We start from the raw sequence: 22,595 nt of genomic DNA on the forward strand, positions 1-22,595 counted from the left end.
CAGCTCCGAGGCGATGGAGTGGTTGGGGCGATATCCGGTGGCGGCCACGATGCGCTCAGCCGTGACCGACTGCTCGGTGCCCGAGGGGTCGCGGCTGATCACCGTCACCTGGCCGTCGTTCTCAGTGATCGAGTGGGTGTGGAAGCCGGTGACCAGGGTGATGCGGCCCGAATCGACGTGCGCCCGCAGCCGGGTGCCGAGCGCCCCGCGCGCGGGGAGGGCGTCGGCCTCGCCGCCGCCGTAGGTGCGGCCGGCGTTGGTGGCGCGGATCGCCCAGGTGATCCGCGCGTCCGGCAGCTCGGCCAGGGCCAGCAGGGTGGTGGCCGCCGAATGGCCCGCACCGACGACCAGGGTGTGCTTGCCCGCGTAGGTGTCACGGTCGGCGCCCAGCACGTCGGGCAGCGCGTGGTCGATGAACGCCGCCGCCTGCTCCTCACCGGAGGCGGGCAGGCCGCTCGCGCCCAGCACGCTGGGCGAGGTGTAGGTGCCGGAAGCATCGACGACGGCCCTGGCCCGCAACTCCTGGCCGTCGGACAGGCGCACCACGAACGGGGCCTGCTCGCGGCCGCTGCTGCGGACCCGGTCATAGCCCAGGCGGCTGATCGCGGTCACCTCGACGCCCAACCGGACCTTGTCGCCGAACAACTTCGCCAGCGGAGCGAGGTAGTCGGTGATCAGCTCGGCGCCGGTGGGCAGCCAGTCCTGGTCCGGGGCACTCCAGCCGTCGGCCTCCAGCAGCCGGCGGGCGGCGCTGTCGATGTTGTAGCGCCACGGGCTGAAAACCCGCACATGAGCCCACTGCGCGACCGACGCGCCGACCTGCTGCCCCGCCTCCAGCACCAGGAAGTCCAGACCGCGCGCCGCCAGGTGCGCGGCGGCGGCCAATCCGACCGGTCCGGCTCCGATGACCACGACGGGCAGGGCGCCGGGTGCGGTGTGTGCCACGATCTGCTCGCTCTCCACAGCAGCAGCGGTGGGGGCGGTGCCGCAGCATCCGTCACTCATGATGGCCTCTCCTAAGGTTCGTGTGGGGTGTGATCGTCAGGTCTTAGCGGTTGAACAGGACGTTGGTGCTGGCGCGCTCCACCCGGGCGCTCGCGCGGCAGCCGGTGTCACAGACCTCGCCGCGGATCTCGTCGAAGGTGACGCCACCAGAGCTGGTGCCGGAGCGAAATCGGCGAAGTAGGGCGCGCATCGCACACCTCCTGTTTAGAAAAGCATCTAAGTAGTAAAGAGAGTGCCTCGCTGATTAGAGGATTGTCAAATCAGTAGATCCGCCGACGGGCAAGGTCTGCTCACAGGTGGCGCCCGGGGTGCAGATGCCGGGCGGGCAGCAGGCCCGCAGGCCGGCCCGCAGATCGCTCAGCGCCCGGTCGATCCGGGTGGGGTCGGCCCGGTAGCAGACCGTTTTCCACCAAGACCAGATGCTCGACCCGCCCAACGTCCCGGGCGAGTTCGACGCCGCGGCCCATAACCGTGTCCCGGACGCCGCGGCGTGCGGCCGCCCGCTCGACGACGCCTTGCTGCTGGACCGTCAGCGCGTCGGATTCGCCGGGCTCGGGGACTCGGGCACGTTTGACGGCGATGCGCAGTCCGGCCTGCTTGCGGCGGGCTGGATGCCGGTGCGCGACGAGCAGCGCGCCGGCGGCGGCCACGTCGAGCTCGGTGGCGGACGCGGCGGGACGACGTTGGTCATCGGCCTGCCCTGGCGTTAGGGAGCCGGCAGGCGTGGCAGGGGCAGGCCACGATGAAAGTTCCGTCGGCGCGTCGGTCGGCGGGCCAGCGTGCGTCGATCTCGGCGGCCGCCGTCGAGCACTTGGGACAGACGTCGGTATGGTCGGGCCGCCACTGCGCACCGTAGTCGGTGAGGTCACCGGCGGTCAGTCCACACAGGGTCAGTCTCCAGTGCCCCGAAGCGTGGTGTCGCCGGGACTCTCCGCCGGAGACCTCGTTCCAGCGCTGGTCCGGCGGCGCGTAGGACGGCCGGGTCGGGGTGGGGGTATGGCCGGGTGGGCCGGTATGAAAGACGTCCGCATCGGCCTGGCACCATACGCACGCGTAGCTGGTCGCCGTCTCATGGCGGGTCTGCCAGGTGGTGGATCGTCTCGTCGGGGCCGCAAATGGGGCACGGGCCGATGTCCACCGAGGGGTAGGGGGGCTCCAGCCAGCCGGGCCAGCCGGCCGTCGGGAAGTGACGGGCCCCGCGCGATTGTGCACAGGGACCTCGCAGGCCGGCCGGGGAAAAGCCCTGCACCGGATGTGAACCAGTGAAGGAAGCCCACGAATGGCCGCACGATCAAAGTGCGAGGAAAGCGGGAAGGCTAGATACTTTTCCAAAGAAGTTGAGAAGGAAGCCCTCCCATGGCCTCGCGATCTTCACTGTATCAGGCGGGGATCAGCTCGTGCAGCGTCGCATGCGTGTACACCCGCGCGCCGGTCGGCAGATCGGCCGGTGCCTGCAGGCCGATGTAGGTGGTGGAGCCACCCGGCGAGCTCTTCGCACGCAGCAGGTCGACCAGGTACCGGACCCGCAGGTAGTCGCGTTCGACGATCGAGCGCACCAGGAGGGACGCCGTGACACGGTTGCCCTCCACCTGGTTGAACCCGGCGTGCCCCCTCAGGTAGAGGTGCAGCCACTTCGCCCGCCAGCCGCCGTCGTCACCGCGCAGAAAGACGAGCGGCAGTGCGATCCGGCCCGACCCGCGCAGATCGGACTTCATTCGAACCGTGCGCGGCTCAAACGGCCTGCCCTCTTGCTCGGCGTCTCTTGTCATGAATCCGAAGAACGCCTCGGCCACCTCGCCGAACGCCTCGCCGTCATAGATGTTGACTTGCGGAATGATGATCGGCTGAGTCGCCTGGGCGAGGCGGATGTTGATGAACTCGCTCGCGCCGTCCGTGGCGTCGGTGAGATCGCCGGAGTACTCGGCGAAATCGTTGCCGTAGTTCGTCCACGAGACCTGCTGGGGATCGCCGTAGGAGGCGTCCAGCATCAGGGCTGACAGGTCGTAGTCGGTGCGCCGCTCGGCCTGGCGCCAGTGGACGAAGAATCGCAGCAGCTCGCCGTCCACCGTCGACAGCGAGCCGCGCGGCAGCATGCCCAGCCCGGGCGCGACCGCCTTGCCCGACAGCGGCAGGGCAACGTCGAGCACGTCGGGATCGACGATCAGCTCGCCGGGATCGGGCAGACGCCGGGTGATCTCCTCATCCAGAATGGCCACCGCCCGCGACAAGACACTCTCCTCGAGCGGGGAGCGGGTGTCGGGCGCCGCCCACGCCCGGCCGTGCCGGTTGGTGAAGACGCGGCCGGCGGCCGGGGCGAGCCGGTTTTGCAGGTGCTCGCGCAATGACAGCAGGACCCGGCCGGAGGCACCCGCCGCGGCCTTCTCGGCGGCATCCAGCACGGCCGAGGAGGAGATGCCGGCACGCAGCAGGTGATCGAGGCGGCGCAGCAGCGCGCCGGGCGTCTTCTCCAGCAACGCGACCGCGTCGCCGGTGCGGCCCTCCACCAGGGCCGCCTCGACGCGGCTGTCGAAACCGCGTGCCTGGCGCACCCCTCTGGCGACCTCGAAGACGTGGGCGGCGCGCGGGAGGCTCGGGTACTCGTGCGGGTGCAGCCGCTCGCCGAGCCGCTTCCACTGCTCCCGGTGGCGCGACACATCGCCGAGCCTGGCCGGGGAGGCGACCGTGTCCAGGGCCTGCAAGAGGGAACGGCGCTCAGCCCGGCGGAAGGAGCGCAACCGGGTCGGCTCGGCCAGCGTGACGTCTCCGCCAGAGGCGCCGCAGGCCAGACGCAGCACGTCGGTCACCGTGTCCACGAGGAGCGGGCGGCCGGCGGCCAGACGCAGTTCATTGATCACCGCGCGGTTCTCGCGCACCGGAATACGCTCCGGCGCATCGACGCAGAACGCGGCCAGCGTGCGCAGCGCCGCCAGGTCCTCGGCCGACAGCGGCACCTCCGAGCCCGCCAGCGACAGGTACAGCTCACGCGCCTCCGACTCCAGGCCTCCGCCCAGCTCCAGCACGGTCACCCGGTCGCCGGCCAGCGGGATCAACTCCGCGTGCGCGGCCAGCAGGTCGGCGTAGGTGTGCTGGTAGCGGCCGTAGCCGGGCAGCGCGAGCAGGTTGAGCGTGGCCGGCTGGACGGAGGCGGCGGCGACCGGGTCGAGCAGCGCCTCCCGCAGCAGCCCGGCCCAGAACTCCAGCGTGTCGGGCACGTTCCGCGGGAAGTCGATGAAGTAGGCGTTGTGGTGCACGTGGTCGCCGACCAGGCCACGGACAGCGGCCAGGATCCGTACTCCGAGATCGACCACGGTCTCGCCGTGCAGGCTCGCCAGGCGGTCGAGCAGGGGCGCCGAACACTTGAAGCCGACGCTCAGCAGCGCGGCGTCAAGCTGACGGGCGGCCACCTCTCCCCAGCCTGAATGGGATCCGGCAGGGGCGTCGCCGATGGGGACACGAAGTCGCCGGGCGATGACGAGGCTTTCAAGATTGTCCACGAGCGCACCTTATAGCCGGTGCGTGCTTGGCATCGCGCGGTTTTCCTGGCGGTTTTCCCGGCGTGTGGCCGTTGACGGATCTGCGATGGCGGCACCGGTTCGGTGCGCCACCGGCGCGATGCCGGAGGAGGAAGGGTGGCTGAGCTCTTGCATCATGCCACTCTGACGTGGGGGTGCCGAAGAACGTCCACCGGGACCACGTGCTGCTCGACCGGTATCTGAGGACGTGCCCGCTCGACTGGACGATCGTGCGCCCGCCGCGCCCGCTCGACACCCCACGCGCGGCGACTACCGCACGCGGATCGACGACGCGGTGCGCGGCGGTTCCACCAGCGCCCGCGCCGACCTCGCCGACGCCGTGCTCCGCGTCCCGCCCGGCTCGGGCACCCACCGCCACACCGTCGGCGTGGCCTACCGATCAGCGCGGGCGGCTGAGGGCGGCCTCGGCCAGATCCGTCCACTCCTCGGCCCAGGAGTGGGGCACGACCACCCAGTCCTTCATCACCCTGCCCTGCCCCGAGGGGTCGAACAGGGACGCCCCGGCCAGCTGGAGCGCGGCTGTGTGTTCGGGGGTGTCCCTGACCAGCCGGAACACCATCGCGCCGTCGCGCTGCAGGCTCGCGAACACCTTCCCCGCCTGATCTTTGAGCGCGGGGTTCCCCATCATCCTGGAGATCCCCACACCCAGGTCGGCCAGCTCGGCGCCGACCTGCTTGAAGTCCTCTTCCGCGCTCATCGTCAGTCGGTCCCCAACTCCATGGCGGCGTGGTCGAGCAGCTCGTCGTGGTCGGGACTCTTCCCGCGTGACGCGATCGCCTCGCCCCCGCCTTCCGGCGGCACGGCGATCAGGCTAGTCGTCCTGACGGCACCGATCAAAACCGGATGCGGAGTGCCGACCATGCCGAGTCCCGCCGCGGGTGAGCGTCGCGCCGGGCGCCGCTCACCCGCGGCGGCGTTCCGGGACCGCCGCGCCGGGCGCCGGTGGCGAGGGCCACGTGGCAGCCGTGCTCGTGTGCGGCGCGGGCGTGTAGGTGACCCGTACGAGGACGGCCGGGGCCGCGTGATCCGGTTGGCGGCAAAGCGACGTCAGGCGCTGTACCGGTACGTCGAGTAGGTCAGGTAGCCCGCGTCACCGCCCTGGTAGTACGTCGCCTCGTCGACGGGAGCGATGGGGAGACCGGTACGCAGCCGCTCGACCAGGTCGGGGTTGGCGAGGAACCCGCGGCCGAAGCTGATGAGGTCGGCGCCCAGCCCGAGCCAGTGGTCGGCCTCGGCCCGTCCGGTCTGCTTCGGGCCCATCGGCAGCACCGGGTTCAGGATGAGGGTGCCCGGCCACGCACGGCGCAGCCCGATCAGCACCTCTTCGTCGGCGGTGGCCTCGAGATGGACGTAGGCCAGGTCGAGGTGGGCCAGCTCGGTCAGCAGCGCGGTGTACAGCTTCGGGACATCGGTCTCCTCCACACCCCAGAACGTCCCGCCCGGGGAGAGACGGATCCCGGTCCTGGCCCCGCCGACGGCTTCGGCGGTCGCGGACACCGCCTCGACGGCGAACCGGATCCGGTTGGTCACCGAGCCTCCGTAGCGGTCCGTGCGCAGGTTGGCGTTCGATGAGAGGAACTGCGAGATCAGGTAGCCGTTCGCGCCGTGCAACTCCACGCCGTCGAAGCCCGCCTCGACGGCACGGCGGGCGGCCTGGCCGTACGACTCGGCGTGCTCGGGCACCTCGGCGGTGTCCAGGGCGCGCGGCGTCGGCGCGGGCCGGGGCCCGGATGGTGTGAACACGTCGCCGACGGCCGAGACCGCCGAGGGCCCGACCGGCTGCATACCGGTGGTGGCGGGATGGGAGACCCGTCCGCCGTGCATGATCTGGGCGAAGATCCGCCCGCCGTTGGAGTGCACGGCCGCGGTCACCGGGCGCCACGCGGAGACCTGCTCATCGGTGTGCAGTCCCGGCGTGCCGGGGTTGGACTGTCCGATCAGGCTCGGCTGCACGCCCTCGGAGATGATCAGCCCGGCCGTCGCGCGCTGAACGTAGTACGTCGCCATCGACGGCGTCGCCAGACCGCCAACGGCGGCCCGGACTCGCGTCATCGGGGCCATCACCATCCGGTTGGGCAGCGTCAGGCCGCCGAGCCGATAGCTGTCGAAAAGGGTCGTCACGTCGTCCTCCATGGTCGTCGATCCCGGATCGCGGGTACGGTGAGTACGCTAGAAGCTCACATCAATGTCAGAGGCAAGCCTTGTGTCGCAGATCACAGTGGGAGGACGAGGTGCGCATCGGTGAGCTCGCGTCACGGACCGGGGTCAGTGTCCGGTCGCTGCGCTACTACGAAGAGCAGGGGCTGCTCGCCAGCACCCGCAGCGCCAGTGGACAGCGGCACTACACGGACGACGAGGTCGAGCGGGTCGCGTTCATTCAGCGCCTGTACGCCGCGGGTCTTTCCAGCCGCACCATCGCCGAGCTGCTCCCGTGCACCGATTCGCCCAGCAGGGAGAACTCCGATGCCGCCATGGAACGGATGGCGCAGGAGCGCGACCGGCTCTCCGCACACATCGGCGACCTCATCCGCACCCGCGACGCACTCGACGGGCTGATGGTCACGAACCGAGCGCACCGTGAGCAGCTGCGGGTACCGCTGGCCGGCTGACCACCGCCGGCGGCCCGGCGGGTGGCCGGAGGTGTCACGGACAAGCCGGGCCCAGGTCCGTTGACGCGGCGCCGGGGACGGGCTCGGCGGTCTGCTCCGTAAGTCCTTCGGGGGTGTTCGGGCCGCGGCCGGCAGGGCGGACCGAGTTCCTGAGGTGCCCCACGGCTGACCGGCTCCCGCTGGTACGCCGGGCGCGAAGGAACGCGAAGGAAGTCCGGCCCTTGGCGCGGTGCGGCGTGGGCGGGTGGGCCCCACGTGGGCCTGCCGCCTGGGCGGCCGTGGACACCGGCGTCCGCCGACTTTGAGCAAGCGCCTGCCCGGCGGCATGAGTGTGCGTCGGCTCCGCGTCCGTCCAGGCGCCTGATCGGATCGGATCGCAGCGGTCGGGTACGGCCGGGATTCTTCCGGCAGGGTTGACATCGAAAGGAGGCCTCATGATCTCGGCACTCAACCGGCTCGTCGATCTCGTCGAGGAGCACCTCGCCGAGGAGCTCGACGTCCACGGGTTGGCCAAGGAGCTCGGCACGACCGAGTACCACCTGCGCCGGATGTTCTCGTCGTTGGCCGGCATGCCGCTGTCGGAGTATGTGCGCCGCCGCCGCATGACCGTCGCCGCCGCCGACGTCGTCCGGGGTGAGGACGATCTGCTGAGCATCGCCGTCCGGTACGGATACGGCTCGACCGAGGCGTTCGGACGTGCGTTCCGCGCGGTCCACGGCTCCGGCCCCGGTGACGTGCGCCGCGACGGAGGCCCCCTGCGCGCACAACCGCAACTCAGGTTCCGCCTGACCGTCGAAGGGAGCATCCCCATGGACACCCGCCTCGTCGACCGCCCCGCGTTCCGGCTGGTCGGACACGCGACCCGGGTTCCGCTCATCCACCAGGGCGTCAACCCGCACATCCAGCAGCACATCACCGCGCTGCCGCAGGAGGAGCATCTCCGGCTGAAGGCCTTCGGCGACACCGAACCGGGGGGCCTGCTGCAGGTCTGCGACGACCTCGACCCCGACGGCACGGAGGGCAGCGAGCTGACCTACCTGCACGGGGTCGCCGTCTCTGGGGACACGCCGGCCCCCGACGACCTCGACGCCATCGAGGTACCAGGCGGCATGTGGGCGGTCTTCCGCACCGCCGGACCGCATCCGCAGGCCCTGCAGACGACCTGGGCCGCGACCGCGACCGAGTGGTTCCCCTCCAACCCGTGGCGTCTGCGGCCAGGTCCCTCGATCGTCGCGGTCCTCGAGCGCGCGGACGACTTCAGCACCGCGACATGTGAGCTGTGGCTACCCGTCGAAGCGGCGTGACGGACCGCGGTCACGCGATCACCCCGGGCCGCCGGGCAACCCATTCGGCTGACGCTCTTTGAGTGCGGCGGCACGGTGGACGGGCCCGCAGCGCCCGGATCGAGGCGGGAGGCGCCGCCGCGGCGCAGAGCCTGGCCCTCACTCCCCTGGATCTGCGAACGCCGGCCGTCGACGCGCTGCACGACCTGCGCGCACTCGACCCGCTGTGCCCCGCCACGATCACCGGACCCGGTGGCGGGGCATCCGCCGCAGCGCCGGTTCTCGGCGACGAGTCCAGGCTCCGGCAGGTCACCACCGACCTCGTCGGAGATGTCATCGCCCGCATTCCCCCCGGTGCCCCCGCGCGTATCGGCGTCGGGCCCCAGGACGGCTACGCCGTTCTCGAGATCCAGGACGAGGGCCAGGCCGGGCGGGCGTTCGACCGCTTCCACCGGGCGGATACGGCCCGCGCCCGCGCCGGCACGGTGAGCCTGGTCAGGCCTCTTCCGGCGACTCGGGCCAGCCGGATTCGAGAAGGTCGAAGATGGCGTTCAGCGCGGCCAGGGGGTCGGGTTCGGTGCCCGCGAGTTCGGGGATCTCCAGGACGTAGCGGGCGAGAGCGCGGACGGTCATGTCGGAGGGGGCGCGGCCGCTCTCGGCGGCGATCGCCTCGGCCAGGGCTCCCTCGCTGGCTACCCAGAGCTTGCGCGAGTATTCCCGCAGGGCGGGTGTGCTGACGATCAGGTCGCGCTTGCGCCGAAGCTCGGGCGAGAGGTCATTGGTGAAGGGTCCCCGGGCTGCCATGCAACGGCGCAGGGTTTCCAGCACCGGCTGGCCGGGGGGCCGGTCGCGGACCGCGGCGACCAGCCAGACGCGTCGTTCGGCGCCGTCGTCGAAGATCAGCGCTTCCTTGCCGTCCGGCACGTGCGTGAACAGGGTGGCGATGGAGACGTCCGCCTCGTCGGCGATCTGAGCGACGGTGACGCCGTCGTACCCGTGCTCGCAGAACAGCCGCAACGCGGCGTCCGACAACGCCCGGCGGGTCTGTGCCTTCTTGCGCTCGCGGCGCCCCATCGTCGTTGGCATGTCCCCATCGTACCGGAACCTGGATTGCATCTGAATCTATAGTGGTTATAGTTTCGGAGTCAGTTCAGATTCCTTGTGAATGGAGATGCGTCATGACAACCCCCGCAACCGTCGGCCCGCCGACGGCCACGTCCACCCGGCGCATGTGGGCGATCTTGGGGTTGGTGCTGCTCGCCGACGCCCTCGACATGATCGACGCCACGGTCACCAACATCGCCGCGCCCACGATCACCGCCGAACTGCACGGCGGCGAGGGCCTGATCAAGTGGCTCGGGTCGGCCTACATGCTCGCCATGGGCGTCCTGCTCGTGGTCGGCGGGCGACTGGGCGACAAGTACGGCCAGCGCAGGCTGTTCCTCGTCGGCATGAGCGGCTTCACGATCGCCTCGGCCGTGGCGGGACTCTCGCCCGACCCCGCTCTGCTGATCCTCGCCCGCGGCGCACAGGGCGCGTTCGGCGCGCTCTTGATCCCGCAAGGTATGGCGATCATGACAAAGACGTTCTCGCGTGACATGCTCACCAAGGCGTTCGCGTTGTTCGGCCCGCTGCTGGGGGCCGCCTCGGTCGGCGGCCCGATCCTGGCCGGGTTCGTCATCGACGCCGACATCGCCGGGCTGTCGTGGCGCCCGATCTTCCTGGTCAACCTGGTGCTCGGCAGCCTCGGCCTGGTCCTGGCCGTCCGGCTGCTGCCGCACGACGACGGCGACGCGTCCATCAGCGTGGACGGGGTGGGCTCAGGGCTGCTCGCCGCCACCATGTTCGGCCTGCTCTTCGGGCTGCTCGAGGGGGCGAACAACGGCTGGCCCGCCATCTCGATCCTCTCGATCGCCGCCGGCCTGGCGTTCCTCGCCGCCTTCGCCCGCCGCCAGAGCACCGCCACCGACCCGCTGCTCAAGCCGTCCCTGCTGCGCAACCCCGGCTTCAGGTCCGGGCTGCTCGTCGGACTGATCGTCTTCGCCGCCACCACCGGGCTGGTCTACGTCCTGTCCCTGTTCATGCAGCAGGGGCTGCACGCCTCGGCCCGGGACGCCTCCCTGGGTCTGCTGCCGATGACCGCCGGCATCATCGTGGCCGCGGGGGCATGCATGGCGCTGATCAAGAAGCTGGGCCGCACCCTCGTCTTCGTCGGCCTGGTCATCATCCTGATCGGCTGCGGCTGGCTGCTCGTCCTGGTCACAGGCTTCGGTACGGACCTGAGCCTGTGGGCCCTCGCACCAGCCGTCTTTCTCACCGGCCTGGGGATGGGCACCTGCTACGGCACGATCTTCGACGTCACGATCGGCGACATCGATCCCGGCGAGGCCGGCAGCGCCAGCGGCTCCCTGTCGGCGATCCAGCAACTGGCGGCCGGTATCGGTTCGGCCGCCGTCACCTCGGTCTTCTTCCAGTGGGCCGGCTCCGGCTTCGGCCCCGCCATGACGACCAGCCTCATCGTCGTCCTGGTCCTCACCGCCATCACCGTCCCGGCTGTGACCCTGATGCCCAGACGGGCACCGGAAGAATCCCGGCACTGACGCAACCCCGGCCAGCCATCGACACAAGGAGCCGACCATGGCCTCCCTCCACAACCCGGCCCCCTGGGACGTACGACGCCTGCCGCGTGCCGAGGGCAAGAACTTCCTCGTCACCGGCGGCAACGCGGGCATCGGATACTTCGTCGCCGAGCAACTCGCCGGCACCGGCGCCACCGTCATCCTCGCCTGCCGTGACACCGCCAAGGCCGAAGCCGCGCGGGCCTCGATCCGCGCCCGCGTCCCCGGTGCGCACGTCCGTCACATCCGCCTGGATCTCGCCGACCTCTCCTCGCTCGAAGCCTCCACGGCCGCCCTGAGACTGGACAGACTGGACGCGGTCGTCTGCAACGCCGGAGTGCTGCTCGACCGGCCGCCACGGCGCGAGACCGGGGACGGCCACGAGCTGATGTTCGCCACCAACCATCTGGGGCACTTCGCGCTGATCTCGTGGCTCACACCCCTGCTGGCGGCCACACCCGCGAGCCGCGTCGTCACCACCGGCAGCTTCACGGCGAAGTCCGCGAACCTGGACCTTGACGATCTCCAGAGCACGCGGGACTACCGGCCGAAACTCACCTACGTACGATCAAAACTCGCGCAGATGCTCTTCGGCTTCGAACTCGACCGCCGCCTGCGCGCCGCCGGCAGCACGACGCTGAGCGTGATCACCCACCCCGGCGGCGCACTCGACTCCCTCACCCCCTCACGCCCGCCGGTCCATGTCCGAACCGGCGGCGAACGACTGCGCGGCCTGCCGGCCGGCCTCCTCCTGCAAAGCAAGGAGGCCGCCGCCTGGCCCGCCGTCCGGGCCGTCCTCGACCCGTCCGTGCGCGGTGGCCGGCTTTGGGGACCCCGGGTGTTCGGGATCCGCGGCCTGCCCACCCTCGAACCCGTCCGAGGTCACCTGGCCGACACCGTACTCGCGGCGCGCCTGTGGGCCGTCACCGCCGGCCTGACCGGCCTCGATCCGAGCTCGAACCTCAGGTGAGCCGACGGTCGACCCGGATGGACGGCCCCGCGGCGTTCCTGCCGAGCGGGTGGTCGCGAAGAACCACCAGAGCGGTCATCACCTTGGTGACGCTCGCGATCGGCACGGGCCGCCGCTCGCCGTGCACACCGAGGCCGCCCGCCTGCCCGGTGGTCTCTACCGCCGCCTGCCCCGTCGATGGCCACGGCAGAGCCGGCGGCCGGGCCACGGCGATCGGCGCCGGTCTGAAACTCGGCATCGACGCCGGCCGGGCCTGCGCGCCGCCGTAGACCAGCCGGCCTCCGGCGGCGAGAACGGCGGACACGGCGACGCCGAGCACCCGCGTAGTGGGAGAGGAACGAGACGGCAAGGGCTCCTCACCCCCGGGAGACCGGGGCGCGCTTCTCGTGCCCGCTTGGATCGCGCGTAGGTCCTCGGCGGGAAAGCACATTCCAACGCCCAGCGGCGGGCCGGTCGGCGGGCACGGCCGGGATGGTGGACGAACGCCGCGGGCAGCAGGAGCACGGCGAGCACCAGCGTGACCGCGGCATACAGCCGGTCGCGGGGCCGAGGTGGGATCGTACCTGGCTCGTTCATGACGAACTACGATTGGTGCCGAATGTGCGCGCTGTCCGCCGCATGTCACCGTTCGTCGACGGCGGCCACCGGCGGCACGACGGCCGGCAAGGCCGTGACACAACCATGACACGGCGCGGACCAGGCGGAGACACGGCCGGCCGACAGTGGATTGGGTTGACCGGCGGACGAGTTACGGGGGCGTGCTGTGAAACTCGGGGGCGTGTCACGAGTGTTGCTGATCGAGGATGACCCGGCCGTACGGGAGGGTCTTGAGCTGGCCCTGACCCGGCATGGGCACCGGGTGCGCGCGGTGGAGTCCGGCGAGCAGGGGCTGGACCGGCTGCGTACGGACCTTCCCGACGTCGTCGTGCTCGATCTGATGTTGCCCGGCATGGACGGGTTCGAGGTCTGCCGCCGCATCCGGGCCACCGGCCAGGTGCCGATCATCATGCTGACCGCGCGCGGCGACGACATGGACGTGGTGGCCGGGTTGGAGGCGGGCGCCGACGACTACGTGGTCAAGCCGGTGCAGCCCAGGGTGCTCGAGGCACGCATCGGCGCCGTGCTCCGGCGGATCGGCCGGGACCAGGCGGAGCTGGAGCGGCACGGGGAACTGACCATCGATCGGGCCGGGATCGTGGTCGCCAAACGCGGCGTGCCGATGGACCTCGCCCCGACCGAGCTGCGCCTGCTGCTCGAGCTCTCCGGCACGCCGGGCCGGGTGCACAGCCGCCAGCAGCTGCTGGAATCGGTGTGGGAGCACGGGTATTTCGGCGACTCGCGTCTGGTGGACGCGTGCGTGCAGCGGTTGCGCGCGAAGATCGAGGACGACTCCGCGGCGCCCGTCTACGTGCAGACGGTGCGTGGGTTCGGGTACCGGTTCGGGCCGGTGTGAGCCGCCGGTGACACCTCGGCCGAGCCTGGGGCTGCGTGCCCGGCTGTTGTTCGCCTTCGCACTGCTGTGCGTGGTCACCACGGCGGCGGTGGCCGGCGGGATCTACGTCCAGGCCCGCAACGACATCTTGCAGAGGACCCAGGACGCCGCGGTGCTGGCGATGGCCGGCCGCCTGGAGGCGATCTACCCGTTGCGGAGCGCGGCGCCGGGCCCGGACGAGCTCGGTGAGATCGCCGCGGCCGCGGCCGACCAGAACAGCTTCGCGGTCGCCGTCTACCGCGAGACGCACTCGCCGATCCCCCCGCTCTCGCCCCCGGTGCCGGGGCGCTGGAGGCCGGGCGGGGAGGCCCGGGTCTTGGATCTCGGGGTGATCTCACCGGGGTTGCGGCAGGTGGTGGCCGGCGGCCGTACCGCGTGGCAACGTGTGGTGTGGCAGGGCGATCCCTACCTGATCATCGGCATGCCGTTGCTGATCATCGAGCAGGACCGGGCGAAGCGGGTGTCCGGCATCGAGGTCTACACCGCGCGCAGCCTGCTTCCCGAGCAGCGCAGCATCGACGGGCTCGCCACAAGCGCCTGGCTCATCGGCGGGGCGGCCCTGGCGTTCGCGGTCGTCCTGGCGTTGCTGGCCACCCGTGGCGTGCTGGGCCCGGTGCGCGAGCTCGGCCGGGCGGCACGCCTGCTGGGTGAGGGCGAGATGTGGACCAGGATCGCGGTGCGCGGCTCCGATGAGCTGGCCGACGTGGCGCGCACGTTCAACAACACCGCCGCGGAGCTGGAACGGCTCGTCAAGCAGCTGCGCGAGATGGAGGCCGACGCCCGCCGGTTCGTGGCCGACGTGTCCCACGAGCTGCGCACCCCGCTGGCCGCGCTCACCGCGGTCGCCGACGTCCTGGAGGAGGAGTCGGCCCGGCTGCCCGCCCCCGCCGACAGGGCCGCCAGGCTGGTCAGCCAGGAGACGCTCAACCTCACCGCTCTGGTGAACGACCTCATCGAGATCAGCAGGTTCGACTCCGGTGTCGCGGCCCTCGCGCTGAACGAGGTCGACGTGGCCGAACTGGTGCGCGCGACCTTGCGCGTCCGGGGCTGGCCGGAGCGAGTGCGCACCGAGGTTCCCCCCGGGGTGACGGCGCGGCTGGACCCGCGCCGAGTGGACGTCATCCTCGCGAACCTGATCGGCAACGCCCTGCGGCACGGCGAGCCACCGGTGTCGGTACGGCTTCGCGCCGACCCGCACTGGATCGCTCTCGAGGTCCGCGACCACGGACCGGGACTGGACGAGGCGGTGCTGCCGCATGTGTTCGACCGGTTCTACAAGGCCAGCGCGGCCAGGGCCAGGTCCGAGGGCAGCGGCCTGGGCCTGGCCATCGCGCGGGAGAACGCGCGTCTACACCAAGGCGACCTCACCGTCACCAACGCCCCGGACGGCGGCGCCGTGTTCACGCTGCGCCTGCCACGCCGGGCGCCCGATCCGGACGGAGGCCCCGAATGAGGATCGGACTCACCCGCCGCATGCTCATCGCGGGCCTCGTGTCGCTCGCCGCCGTGGCCGGCTGCGGCGTGCAACCCAGCGACGTCATCCCCGCCGGCGACCCGCCGAGCGGACGCGTCGCACCAACCACGACGACCACCCTCTATCTGGTGAAGAACGGCCGGCTCAGCGCGGTAACGCGGCCCAGTGATCGTCCGATATTCCCAGCGGACACGCTCGCGCTGCTGGCGGACGGACCCACCACGGAGGAACGGGCGCTCGGATTCACCACCGACGTCCCGCCCGAAGCCGGCCCGTTCTCGGTGACCGTCAAGCCGTCCGGCCACTTGGTGGTGACTCTGTCCACTCCGGCCGGCGACCTGTCCGCACTGGCCGTCGAGCAGATCGTGTGCACGGCCACCGCCACGGCGCTGGAAAACCCTTCCCAGGTCACCGTCACCGGTGCCGGGCAGAGCGTCGGCCCCCAGAACTGCCCGGGGTAACGGTTCTACTTCGGGCAGATCATTATGGTCTTGGGGAGATCGAGGGGAACGCGCGGCCGGCGGTGGTGGCGACGGCGAGGCCGGGTAGCCGCGCGAGGGCAGCGGGCGATGCACAGGTGATGTCGCCCGCGTTATCGAGGAACGTCCCCCCCGATCCGCCAGGTAGTCCGCCGCCGCCGGCACCCCGTTGCGCGGCCCGCCGGCGGCGATCGTGGCGCTGGCGCGGATGGCCTTGCGCCGTCTGGCGGCGGCGCGGCCGGGTGTCGAGCGGGACGGATCGCTCGCGGGCAGGTCGCCGATCCGGCCGGTGGACTGCGCCCTCTCCGGCGGCTGCCCGCCGGCGCCGCCGTGGAACCCGGAATCGACGGGGGCCACCTGGTGAGTACGTCAGCCTCGACGCGGACTCTCCATCACTCAGAAAGGATCACACCTCAAGGACCCCTTTCCGAACGCCCGGTCGATGCCGCTGTTGACCATCCGGGCCCGACCCCTGGGGCGCGCCGGCCGGATCACCGGTTCGACTCCCCCGAATCGCGCCCATGAGCGGCCCCGGACCGGGCTACAGCCGGTCCGGGTGCCCGCTGACGTATCCCATGCCGGGGTGGGGCCGTCGTCGTGGTGGCCTGCCGCCGCTGTCTGGGCGGTACTCGAAGTGCCACCACTCGTTGTCGTAGATGCGGTACAGGTCGTAGCGGGCGCCGTGTTCCTCCAGCCAGCGCGCGCCTTCATGGGGGCGCACGTCCAATGCGACGCCCTTGACGTGGCAGGATTCCGCCGGTGGCAGCACGAGCATGCGCGCCAACGCCGGGGAGCCGGAGCGGCGCACCTCCTCGTCGAACATCCGTTGCTGGACATGGGGATCGCGGTATCCCGAGGTGAGGCCGATGAGCTGGCCGTGACGCCAGAGCGCCTGGGTGCGCGCCGCGGTGAACGCCGCCAGGGCGCCGGCGGTGAGCCCGGTGAGGTCCTCGGCGGGAAAGCGCATCCGCAGCGCCCAGCGGCAGGCCAGTTCGCGGGCACGGCCGGGATGGCGGACGAACGCCGCGGGCAGCAGGAGCACGGCGAGCACCAGCGTGACCGCGGCGAACAGCCGGTCACGGGGCCGAGGTGGGATCGTGCGTGGCTCGTTCATAACGAACCACGATCGGCGCCGAATGTGCGCGCCTTGTCCGCCGCATGTCACCGTTTCCCGACGGCGGCCACCGGCGGCAAGGCCGTGACACAACCACGACACGGCGAAGACGAGGCGGGCACACGGCCGGCCGGCCGAGGTGCTCCCTGAGCCCGGAGGTGAGGCCACCGGGCCGCCGGAGCCGGAAAGGCCGCCTTCCGCAGAGGCGGGGCCGGTATCTAGAGACGCAGGTGTTCCGTCGATCCGGTGGGCAGCCAGTGAAAGCGGCTGCTGATCTGCTTCGGCGCCCGCCGCAGGTCCTGCTCGATGCCGTCGCGGCCCTGCCGGAAGTGCTGCCATCCCTCGTAGTGGACCGGCAGGATCGTGTGCGGGGTGATGGCCTCGCACAGCCGTACGGCCTGGCCGGCGGTCATGGTGTAGCGCAGCGGCCCGGTGAGGGGAAAGCCGACGCCGCCCAGATGGAGCAGGACCGTTCCCGGCCGGATCTGGGCGGCGGCGCGGCGGAGCGCGCGGTGGTAGACGGTGTCGCCGGTGATCCAGAGTGGTCCGTGGGTCTGGCCGGGCCAGGTCAGGGCGAAGCCGATGACGTCGCCGGTGATGGGACGGCTCAGTGGCGGCCCGTGCCGGCACGGGGTGGCGGTGATCTCGATCGGCGGGCGGCCGGGTGCCTCCAGCCGGGTGGTTCGCCCGGCCCGGAGCCCGCGGGCGGTTCCGCCGAGGCGGCGAGCGCCCGCGCGGGTGGTGATCGTGACTCCGGCGGCGGCCAGCAGGGTGCGCCCGGCGTCGTCGAGGTTGTCGCCGTGGTGGTCGTGGGTGAGCAGGACGGCGTCCACCGGCGGCAGCGCGTCCGGCGGGAGGGCGGGGCCGGTGAGTTTGCGGGAGGAGGTCCCCCAGCCGAACGCGTAGGTCCGGCCGGGGGCGTCGAAAGTCGGGTCCGTCAGCAGTCGCCAGCCGTCGAACTCGATGAGGACGGTGGGACCGCCGATGTGAGTGAACCTGACTTCCGTCATGGGAGGCGCTCTTTTCCCGGGGTGTCAGCTGTGGTCGAGGGCCCAGGCCAGGGCGCGGTCGGCGACTTCCTCCCAGCCCTGCTCGGCGGGCATGAGGTGGGAGCGGCCGGGGAACTCGATCACTTCGGTGACGGTGTTCGACGTGTAGTGCCTGGCGTTGGAGCGCTGGATCTTGGGCGGCATGAGGTTGTCGTTCTCGCCGGCGATGAACAGCAGCGGCTTGCGCTTCTCGTTGTGGTAGTCGACCCAGTTGTCGTCCTTGCCGGGGTGGATGTTGGCCAGCGCGCTGCCCCAGAAGATCTGGCCGGAGGCGGGGATGTGGTAGCGCTCGTAGGTGGCGCGCGCCTGGTCCTCGGGGAAGGTGTTGGTGAAGGCGTACTTCCACTGCTCGTAGGTGAACCCGACGGCCTTGTGCCGGTTGGCGGGGTTCTTCAGCACCGGGAAGGTGGCCTTGATCTGTGACAGCGGGATCACCTGCACCCCCTCGGTGGGTGCGGAGTTGATCGCCACCCCGGCGGCGCCGTAGCCGTGGTCGAGCAGGATCTGGGTGAACACGCCGCCCGCGGAGTGGCCCATCAGGATGGGCGGCGTCTCCAGGCCTCCGATCAGGGTCTCCAGGCTCTCGATGATCTGCGGGACGGTGACCTGCTCGATCGGGGTGGTGTCGGCGTTGAGCGCCTCCACCTCCACCTCGAAACCCGGATAGGCGGGGGCGAGGACCTTGTAGCCCTGGGCCTGGTAGCGGGTGATCCAGTTCTCCCAGCTGCGCGGGGTGACCCAGAAGCCGTGGATCAAGACGATCGTGTCGGGTTTCATGTCGGTTCTCCTGCTAGCGGGTGGCGGCGTAGGCGGACAGGACCACCGCGGTGGCGGCGGCGGGATGGGACGTCATCACGACGTGCGAGGAGTTGACCTCGCGGACCTTGCTGCCGGCGCGTTCGGCCATGAAGCGCTGGGCGGCGGGCGGGATGACGTTGTCCCGGGTGGGGATCAGATACCAGGACGGGATGGTCTTCCAGGCCGGCGCGCCGCTGCCGCCGGACAGGCCGGTGACGCTGCCGGGCCGCTGGGTGGCCGCCATCTGCCGGGTCTTCGCGGCGGGCAGGTCGGCGGCGAAGACCTCGCGGAACTTGTCGGCGGTGATGTAGCCGTCGACGCCGTTCATGGTGCCGTCCGGCAGCGGGTAGTGCCGGGGCAGCAACGCCTCGCCCAGTTTGCTGCCGGGGAACCGGCCGGCCAGCTGCAGGGCGCTTTCTCCCTGGTCGGGTGCGAACGCGCCGAGGTAGACCAGGGCCTTGACGTTGTCGTGGCCGCGGGCGGCGTTGGTGATGACGATGCCGCCGTAGGAGTGGCCTGCGAGGATGATCGGTCCCGGGATGGTCTTGAGGACGCTGGAGATGTATTCGGCGTCCCCGGCCACGTCACGCAGCGGGTTGGCCGGTGCGATCACCTGGAACCCGGCCCGCTGCAGTAGGGCGATCATGTCGTGGAAACCGGAGGCGTCGGCGAACGCGCCGTGAACGAGCACCACGGTCGGCTTCGCGGTGCTGGTGGCGGCGCTGGTGGCGGTGGCGGGTGCGGGGGTCGGGCCGAGGGCCAGGAGACAACCGGCGACGAGGACGCCCAGCAGGCGGCGCAGAGAGGTCATGGGGGCTCCTTCAGGCGTTCAGGAAGGCGAGCAGGTCGGCGTTGAATTCGCGCTCGAAGGCACCGGCCAGGCCGTGCGGGGCGCCCTCGTAGATCTTGAGCGTGGAGCCTTTGACCAGCTTGGCGCTCTCCAGCGCCGAGGCGACGATGGGCACGATCTGGTCGTCGTCACCGTGCGCGATCAGTGTGGGGACGTCGAAGCGCTTGAGGTCCTCGGCGAAGTCGGTCTCGGAGAAGGCTCTGACGCAGTCGAGCGCGCCCTTGACGCCGACCTGCATGCCCCACCGCCAGAACGCGTCGACGACGCCCTGCGACACCGGGGCGCCGGGCCGGTCGTAGCCGTAGAAGGGCACGGCCAGTTCCTTGTAGAACTGCGAGCGGTCGGCCTCGACGCCACCTCGGATGGCGTCGAACACCTCGACCGGCGACCCGGCGGGGTTGGCCTCGGTCTTGAGCATCAGCGGCGGCACCGCGCCCAGCAACACGGCCTTGCTCACCCGGGAGGTGCCGTGGCGGCCGATGTAGCGGGTCACCTCGCCTCCCCCGGTGGAGTGCCCGACCAGGATCGTGTCGCGCAGGTCGAGCGTGTCCAGGAGGGTGGACAGGTCGTCGGCGTAGGTGTCCATGTCGTTGCCGTTCCAGGGCTGGCCGGAACGGCCGTGGCCGCGGCGGTCGTGCGCTATGGCGCGAAAACCGTGGGAGGCGACCAGGTGGAGCTGGTTGTCCCAGGCGTCGGCGTTCAGCGGCCAGCCGTGGCTGAAGACGACGGGCTGGCCGCCGCCCCAGTCCTTGTAGAAGATCTGCGTGCCGTCGGCGGCGCTCACGTAGGGCATTCGCGGCCTTTCGGATCGGTGGCGATGGGCTCGACGCTAGATCCGCGGCCCTCGGCGGCAATCGGTCAGATGACTGCACCTGTACGGATCGCCGGTTCGCTTACGGCTTCGGTCAGGCTCCGGTGGCGGGTTTCCGGGGCGAACAGGACCGCGGTGAAGGCGATCATCGAGCAGATCACCACCAGCAGGGCGATGGGCCAGGACCCGCCACCGGCGCCCGCGACCAGGGCGGCCGCCACGAGCGGGGCGGGGCCGCTGGTCAGCGCGGCCGTCCACTCGCGAGCGATCGCGACGCCGCTGTAGCGATGGCGGGTGTCGAACAGCTCGGTCAGCAGCGAGGCCAGCACGGCGAACATCCCGGTGACGCAGACGCCGTACCCCAGCGTGACCGCGAGGATCACCAGCTCGGGGCGGCCGGTGTCGACCAGCCAGAACATCGGGAAGGCGAACACCGCGAGCAGGAGCGAGGTGCCGAGGAAGACGGGACGGCGGCCGACGCGGTCGGCCAGCAGCCCGAACAGCGGCGTGACCGCGATCGCCACCGCGGCGGAGAGCAGTTTGGCGACCAGGCCCACCGTGGCCGGCAGGCCGAGCGTCCTGGTCACGTACGACAACACGAAAACACTCAGGATGTAGGCGATCGCACCGAAGGGGGCGTTGGCCACGAAGGCGATCAGCAGGATCCGCGGCTGTCTCCTGACGACCTCCAGCGCCGGGAAACGGCTCACGCCTCGCGCACGCTCGCGCTCGAAGAGCTCCGACTCCTGTACCCGGAACCTGAGGAACAGCCCCACGCCCACGCCCACGAGGCTGAGCAGGAACGGCAACCGCCACCCCCAGGTCTCGAACGACGGCAGCGCCGTGACCGCGGTGAAGACCAGCGTGGCGGTCAGGATTCCGATCTGGACGCCCGCCCCGGGAAGCGAGGCCCACAGGCCCCGCCGTCGGGGGTCACTGGTCTCAGCCATCATGACCAGGGCGCCCGCGTACTCGGCTCCCGCGCCGAAACCCTGCGCCAGCCGGAGCAGCACCAGCAGGACAGGCGCCGCCAGGCCCACCTGGTCGTAGGTGGGCAGCAGCCCGATGCCGGCCGTGGACAGTCCCATCAGCAGCAGCGTCACGACCAGCATGGGCTTGCGCCCGGCGCGGTCGCCGAAGTGGGCGAACATGACACCGCCGATCGGGCGGGCCAGGAATCCGACCGCGAACGCGGCGAAGGAGCCGAGGGTGCCCGCGAGGGGCATGTCGGCCGGGAAGAACTGTTCGTCGAAGACGATCGCCGCCCCGAGGCCGAAGAGGGCGTGGTCGTAGAATTCGAGCGCGGTGCCGATGACGGCGGCCTTGGTCACCGGTCTGCTTGTCATGTCTGCCTCCTGTCGTCAGGGCCGGGCACCCGCGCCGGCAAGCGTCCGGCCTGGTCGATCGCCGCCCGGGCGGCGTGGGTGCCGCGCGGGGCGTTGAGCGTGAGAAATCCGTGGATGACGCCGGATGGCGGCCTGGTGGCGCACGCGGTCACGGGCACGCCCGCCGCGGGCCGGCGGCGTGGGCCTCGCCCTCGTCTCGCGGCGCGGCGGTCTCGGCGGTGACGACCGGCGCCGGCGGCCCGGCCGGTTCCCGCGTCGTCGCGGGAGAGGGTCTCTCGTCCCCTGTTCGGACGCCTTCCGAGCAGCGCCTTATCGCTTGGTGGAACTGTCCGGCCGGATGTGACCGGTATCGGGCCCCGCGGGGGCGGACGTCGTCAGGCGGCGGCCTCGCGGATGAGGTCGGCGACCGCGGCAGGCTGGGAGACGTGGACGGCGTGGCTGCCGATGACCTCGACGACCTTCGCTCCGGCGCGCTCGGCCATCATGCGCTGGGCCGGCGGCGGGATCATCCGGTCCTCGGTCGCGACGAGGTACCAGCTGGGCCTGTGCCGCCAGGCCGGTTCGGTGACCGGCCCGCCGAGGGCGTCCACGCCCCACGGCACCTGGGAGTCCGCCATGAACGCGGCCACCTGGTCGGGCAGGTCGGCGGCGAACGAGGCGGCGAACCTGTCGCGGTCGAGGAAGAGGAAGCCCTCCACGGGAGGGAGGATGGGCGGCACCGGCACGCCGGGCGGCGTGGCGGCGATGAGGGTGTTGACCGACTCGCCCTTGTCGGGGGCGAACGCGGCGATGTACACCAGCGACGCGACGTTGGGGTGGGTGCCGGCCTCGCTGATGACGACCCCGCCGTAGGAGTGGCCGACCAGGACCGCCGGGCCGTCGAGGCCGTCCAGGATCCGGCGGGTCATCGCGGCGTCGTCCTCCAGTGACAGCGTCGGGTTCTGCGCGATGTGGACGCGGAGCCCGTCCCTGGTCAGCTCGTCGTAGACGCTCTGCCAGCCGGATCCGTCCACGAAGCCACCGTGCACGAGCACGACGTTCCCGATGGTGGTCATGGTCGCTCCTGAGCTGGATGGACAGGCCCGGCGTCTGTCCCGGTGCACTCCATCCAAGTCGCGCGCACGCGGCCCGGCCACGCAGAACAGCACGCAGAAGTAGCGCGGA

At 71.2% G+C, this 22,595-nt stretch carries 22 protein-coding genes; 8 read left to right on the forward strand and 14 right to left on the reverse strand.

Translation table 11 applies throughout. From position 1 onward, the window contains the following. On the reverse strand, positions 1 to 1,005 hold a 1,005-nt coding region (locus ACSDR0_RS38405), incomplete at its 3' end, for an FAD-dependent oxidoreductase (protein ID WP_435293868.1). A gap of 43 nt (positions 1,006 to 1,048) precedes the next feature. Then, complete coding sequence (locus tag ACSDR0_RS38410) at positions 1,049 to 1,195, reverse strand: hypothetical protein (RefSeq protein ID WP_435293869.1); 147 nt, start codon at positions 1,193 to 1,195, stop codon at positions 1,049 to 1,051. Positions 1,196 to 1,424: 229 nt separating this feature from the next. Here ACSDR0_RS38410 and ACSDR0_RS38415 point away from each other — a divergent pair, with 229 nt between their 5' ends. Next, the gene (locus tag ACSDR0_RS38415; RefSeq protein ID WP_435293870.1) at positions 1,425 to 1,715 is read left to right on the forward strand and encodes a hypothetical protein; all 291 of its coding nucleotides are present in this window, start codon (positions 1,425 to 1,427) and stop codon (positions 1,713 to 1,715) included. A 669-nt stretch (positions 1,716 to 2,384) separates the two neighbouring features. On the opposite strand, the gene ACSDR0_RS38420 is transcribed toward ACSDR0_RS38415, so the two are convergent. From ACSDR0_RS38420 to ACSDR0_RS38430, 3 genes are all read right to left on the reverse strand, one after another. Further along, positions 2,385 to 4,499, reverse strand: coding sequence for a hypothetical protein (locus ACSDR0_RS38420; RefSeq protein ID WP_435293871.1), 2,115 nt, complete (start codon positions 4,497 to 4,499; stop codon positions 2,385 to 2,387). Between the two features lie 418 nt (positions 4,500 to 4,917). Further along, the gene (locus ACSDR0_RS38425; RefSeq protein ID WP_435293872.1) at positions 4,918 to 5,235 is read right to left on the reverse strand and encodes a hypothetical protein; all 318 of its coding nucleotides are present in this window, start codon (positions 5,233 to 5,235) and stop codon (positions 4,918 to 4,920) included. Between the two features lie 350 nt (positions 5,236 to 5,585). Beyond that, positions 5,586 to 6,659, reverse strand: a complete 1,074-nt coding sequence (locus ACSDR0_RS38430; RefSeq protein ID WP_435293873.1) for an alkene reductase — start codon at positions 6,657 to 6,659, stop codon at positions 5,586 to 5,588. A 110-nt stretch (positions 6,660 to 6,769) separates the two neighbouring features. On the opposite strand from ACSDR0_RS38430, the gene ACSDR0_RS38435 reads away from it, so the two are divergent. After that, positions 6,770 to 7,147 carry a MerR family transcriptional regulator gene (locus ACSDR0_RS38435; RefSeq protein WP_435293874.1) on the forward strand — a complete coding sequence of 126 codons (378 nt, stop codon included), beginning with the start codon at positions 6,770 to 6,772 and terminating at the stop codon, positions 7,145 to 7,147. A gap of 434 nt (positions 7,148 to 7,581) precedes the next feature. Continuing rightward, positions 7,582 to 8,451, forward strand: a complete 870-nt coding sequence (locus ACSDR0_RS38440) for an AraC family transcriptional regulator (protein ID WP_435293875.1) — start codon at positions 7,582 to 7,584, stop codon at positions 8,449 to 8,451. A 474-nt stretch (positions 8,452 to 8,925) separates the two neighbouring features. Here the strand turns inward: ACSDR0_RS38440 and ACSDR0_RS38445 are convergent, their stop codons facing one another. Then, positions 8,926 to 9,516 carry a TetR/AcrR family transcriptional regulator gene (locus ACSDR0_RS38445; RefSeq protein WP_435293876.1) on the reverse strand — a complete coding sequence of 197 codons (591 nt, stop codon included), beginning with the start codon at positions 9,514 to 9,516 and terminating at the stop codon, positions 8,926 to 8,928. Between the two features lie 92 nt (positions 9,517 to 9,608). Between ACSDR0_RS38445 and ACSDR0_RS38450 the strand changes: the two genes are divergently transcribed. Together ACSDR0_RS38450 and ACSDR0_RS38455 are read left to right on the forward strand one after the other, a co-directional pair. Beyond that, positions 9,609 to 11,030, forward strand: coding sequence for an MFS transporter (locus ACSDR0_RS38450; protein WP_435293877.1), 1,422 nt, complete (start codon positions 9,609 to 9,611; stop codon positions 11,028 to 11,030). Positions 11,031 to 11,067: 37 nt separating this feature from the next. Then, on the forward strand, positions 11,068 to 12,018 hold the full coding sequence (locus tag ACSDR0_RS38455; protein ID WP_435293878.1) for an SDR family NAD(P)-dependent oxidoreductase: 951 nt from the start codon (positions 11,068 to 11,070) through the stop codon (positions 12,016 to 12,018). On the opposite strand, the gene ACSDR0_RS38460 is transcribed toward ACSDR0_RS38455, so the two are convergent. Continuing rightward, the gene (locus ACSDR0_RS38460; RefSeq protein WP_435293879.1) at positions 12,011 to 12,367 is read right to left on the reverse strand and encodes a hypothetical protein; all 357 of its coding nucleotides are present in this window, start codon (positions 12,365 to 12,367) and stop codon (positions 12,011 to 12,013) included. The two genes, ACSDR0_RS38455 and ACSDR0_RS38460, sit on opposite strands and share 8 nt — an antisense overlap. 429 nt (positions 12,368 to 12,796) lie before the next feature. Here ACSDR0_RS38460 and ACSDR0_RS38465 point away from each other — a divergent pair, with 429 nt between their 5' ends. Genes ACSDR0_RS38465 through ACSDR0_RS38475 form a run of 3 tightly spaced genes read left to right on the forward strand, consistent with a single transcriptional unit; the run spans position 12,797 to position 15,445 of the window. Continuing rightward, positions 12,797 to 13,471 carry a response regulator gene (locus tag ACSDR0_RS38465; RefSeq protein ID WP_435293880.1) on the forward strand — a complete coding sequence of 225 codons (675 nt, stop codon included), beginning with the start codon at positions 12,797 to 12,799 and terminating at the stop codon, positions 13,469 to 13,471. 7 nt (positions 13,472 to 13,478) lie between these two features. Beyond that, the gene (locus tag ACSDR0_RS38470) at positions 13,479 to 14,963 is read left to right on the forward strand and encodes an ATP-binding protein (RefSeq protein ID WP_435293881.1); all 1,485 of its coding nucleotides are present in this window, start codon (positions 13,479 to 13,481) and stop codon (positions 14,961 to 14,963) included. Beyond that, positions 14,960 to 15,445 carry a GerMN domain-containing protein gene (locus ACSDR0_RS38475; protein WP_435293882.1) on the forward strand — a complete coding sequence of 162 codons (486 nt, stop codon included), beginning with the start codon at positions 14,960 to 14,962 and terminating at the stop codon, positions 15,443 to 15,445. The genes ACSDR0_RS38470 and ACSDR0_RS38475 overlap by 4 nt, the downstream gene beginning before the upstream one ends. Positions 15,446 to 16,004: 559 nt before the next feature. Here ACSDR0_RS38475 and vanY-N read toward each other — a convergent pair. The 7 genes from vanY-N to ACSDR0_RS38510 form a co-directional block, all read right to left on the reverse strand. Then, positions 16,005 to 16,577: a D,D-peptidase/D,D-carboxypeptidase VanY-N gene (gene vanY-N / locus ACSDR0_RS38480; protein WP_435293883.1), complete on the reverse strand. Its 573-nt coding sequence runs from the start codon at positions 16,575 to 16,577 to the stop codon at positions 16,005 to 16,007. 218 nt (positions 16,578 to 16,795) lie between these two features. Beyond that, a complete protein-coding gene (locus ACSDR0_RS38485; protein ID WP_435293884.1) occupies positions 16,796 to 17,587 on the reverse strand; it encodes an MBL fold metallo-hydrolase in 792 nt (263 codons plus the stop codon). Between the two features lie 24 nt (positions 17,588 to 17,611). After that, positions 17,612 to 18,403: an alpha/beta hydrolase gene (locus tag ACSDR0_RS38490; RefSeq protein WP_435293885.1), complete on the reverse strand. Its 792-nt coding sequence runs from the start codon at positions 18,401 to 18,403 to the stop codon at positions 17,612 to 17,614. Between the two features lie 13 nt (positions 18,404 to 18,416). Beyond that, positions 18,417 to 19,235 (reverse strand): alpha/beta fold hydrolase, encoded by an 819-nt coding sequence (locus ACSDR0_RS38495; protein ID WP_435293886.1) that lies wholly within the window; start codon positions 19,233 to 19,235, stop codon positions 18,417 to 18,419. A 10-nt stretch (positions 19,236 to 19,245) separates the two neighbouring features. Beyond that, complete coding sequence (locus ACSDR0_RS38500) at positions 19,246 to 20,067, reverse strand: alpha/beta fold hydrolase (RefSeq protein WP_435293887.1); 822 nt, start codon at positions 20,065 to 20,067, stop codon at positions 19,246 to 19,248. A gap of 65 nt (positions 20,068 to 20,132) precedes the next feature. Next, positions 20,133 to 21,431 (reverse strand): MFS transporter, encoded by a 1,299-nt coding sequence (locus ACSDR0_RS38505; RefSeq protein ID WP_435293888.1) that lies wholly within the window; start codon positions 21,429 to 21,431, stop codon positions 20,133 to 20,135. Between the two features lie 374 nt (positions 21,432 to 21,805). Further along, positions 21,806 to 22,486 (reverse strand): alpha/beta fold hydrolase, encoded by a 681-nt coding sequence (locus tag ACSDR0_RS38510; RefSeq protein ID WP_435293889.1) that lies wholly within the window; start codon positions 22,484 to 22,486, stop codon positions 21,806 to 21,808. Positions 22,487 to 22,595 lie beyond the last annotated feature (109 nt).

The organism is Streptosporangium sp. G11 (assembly GCF_051192615.1).
Lineage (GTDB): Bacteria > Actinomycetota > Actinomycetes > Streptosporangiales > Streptosporangiaceae > Streptosporangium.

What these genes read in the sequence shown, in the direction of transcription:
- ACSDR0_RS38410 (WP_435293869.1), bottom strand. Translation starts at nt 1,195, where the DNA reads ATGCGCGCCCTACTTCGCCGATTTCGCTCCGGCACCAGCTCTGGTGGC.
- ACSDR0_RS38415 (WP_435293870.1), top strand. Translation starts at nt 1,425, where the DNA reads ATGCTCGACCCGCCCAACGTCCCGGGCGAGTTCGACGCCGCGGCCCAT.
- ACSDR0_RS38425 (WP_435293872.1), bottom strand. Translation starts at nt 5,235, where the DNA reads ATGAGCGCGGAAGAGGACTTCAAGCAGGTCGGCGCCGAGCTGGCCGAC.
- ACSDR0_RS38440 (WP_435293875.1), top strand. Translation starts at nt 7,582, where the DNA reads ATGATCTCGGCACTCAACCGGCTCGTCGATCTCGTCGAGGAGCACCTC.
- ACSDR0_RS38445 (WP_435293876.1), bottom strand. Translation starts at nt 9,516, where the DNA reads ATGCCAACGACGATGGGGCGCCGCGAGCGCAAGAAGGCACAGACCCGC.
- ACSDR0_RS38450 (WP_435293877.1), top strand. Translation starts at nt 9,609, where the DNA reads ATGACAACCCCCGCAACCGTCGGCCCGCCGACGGCCACGTCCACCCGG.
- ACSDR0_RS38455 (WP_435293878.1), top strand. Translation starts at nt 11,068, where the DNA reads ATGGCCTCCCTCCACAACCCGGCCCCCTGGGACGTACGACGCCTGCCG.
- ACSDR0_RS38475 (WP_435293882.1), top strand. Translation starts at nt 14,960, where the DNA reads ATGAGGATCGGACTCACCCGCCGCATGCTCATCGCGGGCCTCGTGTCG.
- vanY-N (WP_435293883.1), bottom strand. Translation starts at nt 16,577, where the DNA reads ATGAACGAGCCACGCACGATCCCACCTCGGCCCCGTGACCGGCTGTTC.
- ACSDR0_RS38485 (WP_435293884.1), bottom strand. Translation starts at nt 17,587, where the DNA reads ATGACGGAAGTCAGGTTCACTCACATCGGCGGTCCCACCGTCCTCATC.
- ACSDR0_RS38490 (WP_435293885.1), bottom strand. Translation starts at nt 18,403, where the DNA reads ATGAAACCCGACACGATCGTCTTGATCCACGGCTTCTGGGTCACCCCG.
- ACSDR0_RS38495 (WP_435293886.1), bottom strand. Translation starts at nt 19,235, where the DNA reads ATGACCTCTCTGCGCCGCCTGCTGGGCGTCCTCGTCGCCGGTTGTCTC.
- ACSDR0_RS38500 (WP_435293887.1), bottom strand. Translation starts at nt 20,067, where the DNA reads ATGCCCTACGTGAGCGCCGCCGACGGCACGCAGATCTTCTACAAGGAC.
- ACSDR0_RS38505 (WP_435293888.1), bottom strand. Translation starts at nt 21,431, where the DNA reads ATGACAAGCAGACCGGTGACCAAGGCCGCCGTCATCGGCACCGCGCTC.
- ACSDR0_RS38510 (WP_435293889.1), bottom strand. Translation starts at nt 22,486, where the DNA reads ATGACCACCATCGGGAACGTCGTGCTCGTGCACGGTGGCTTCGTGGAC.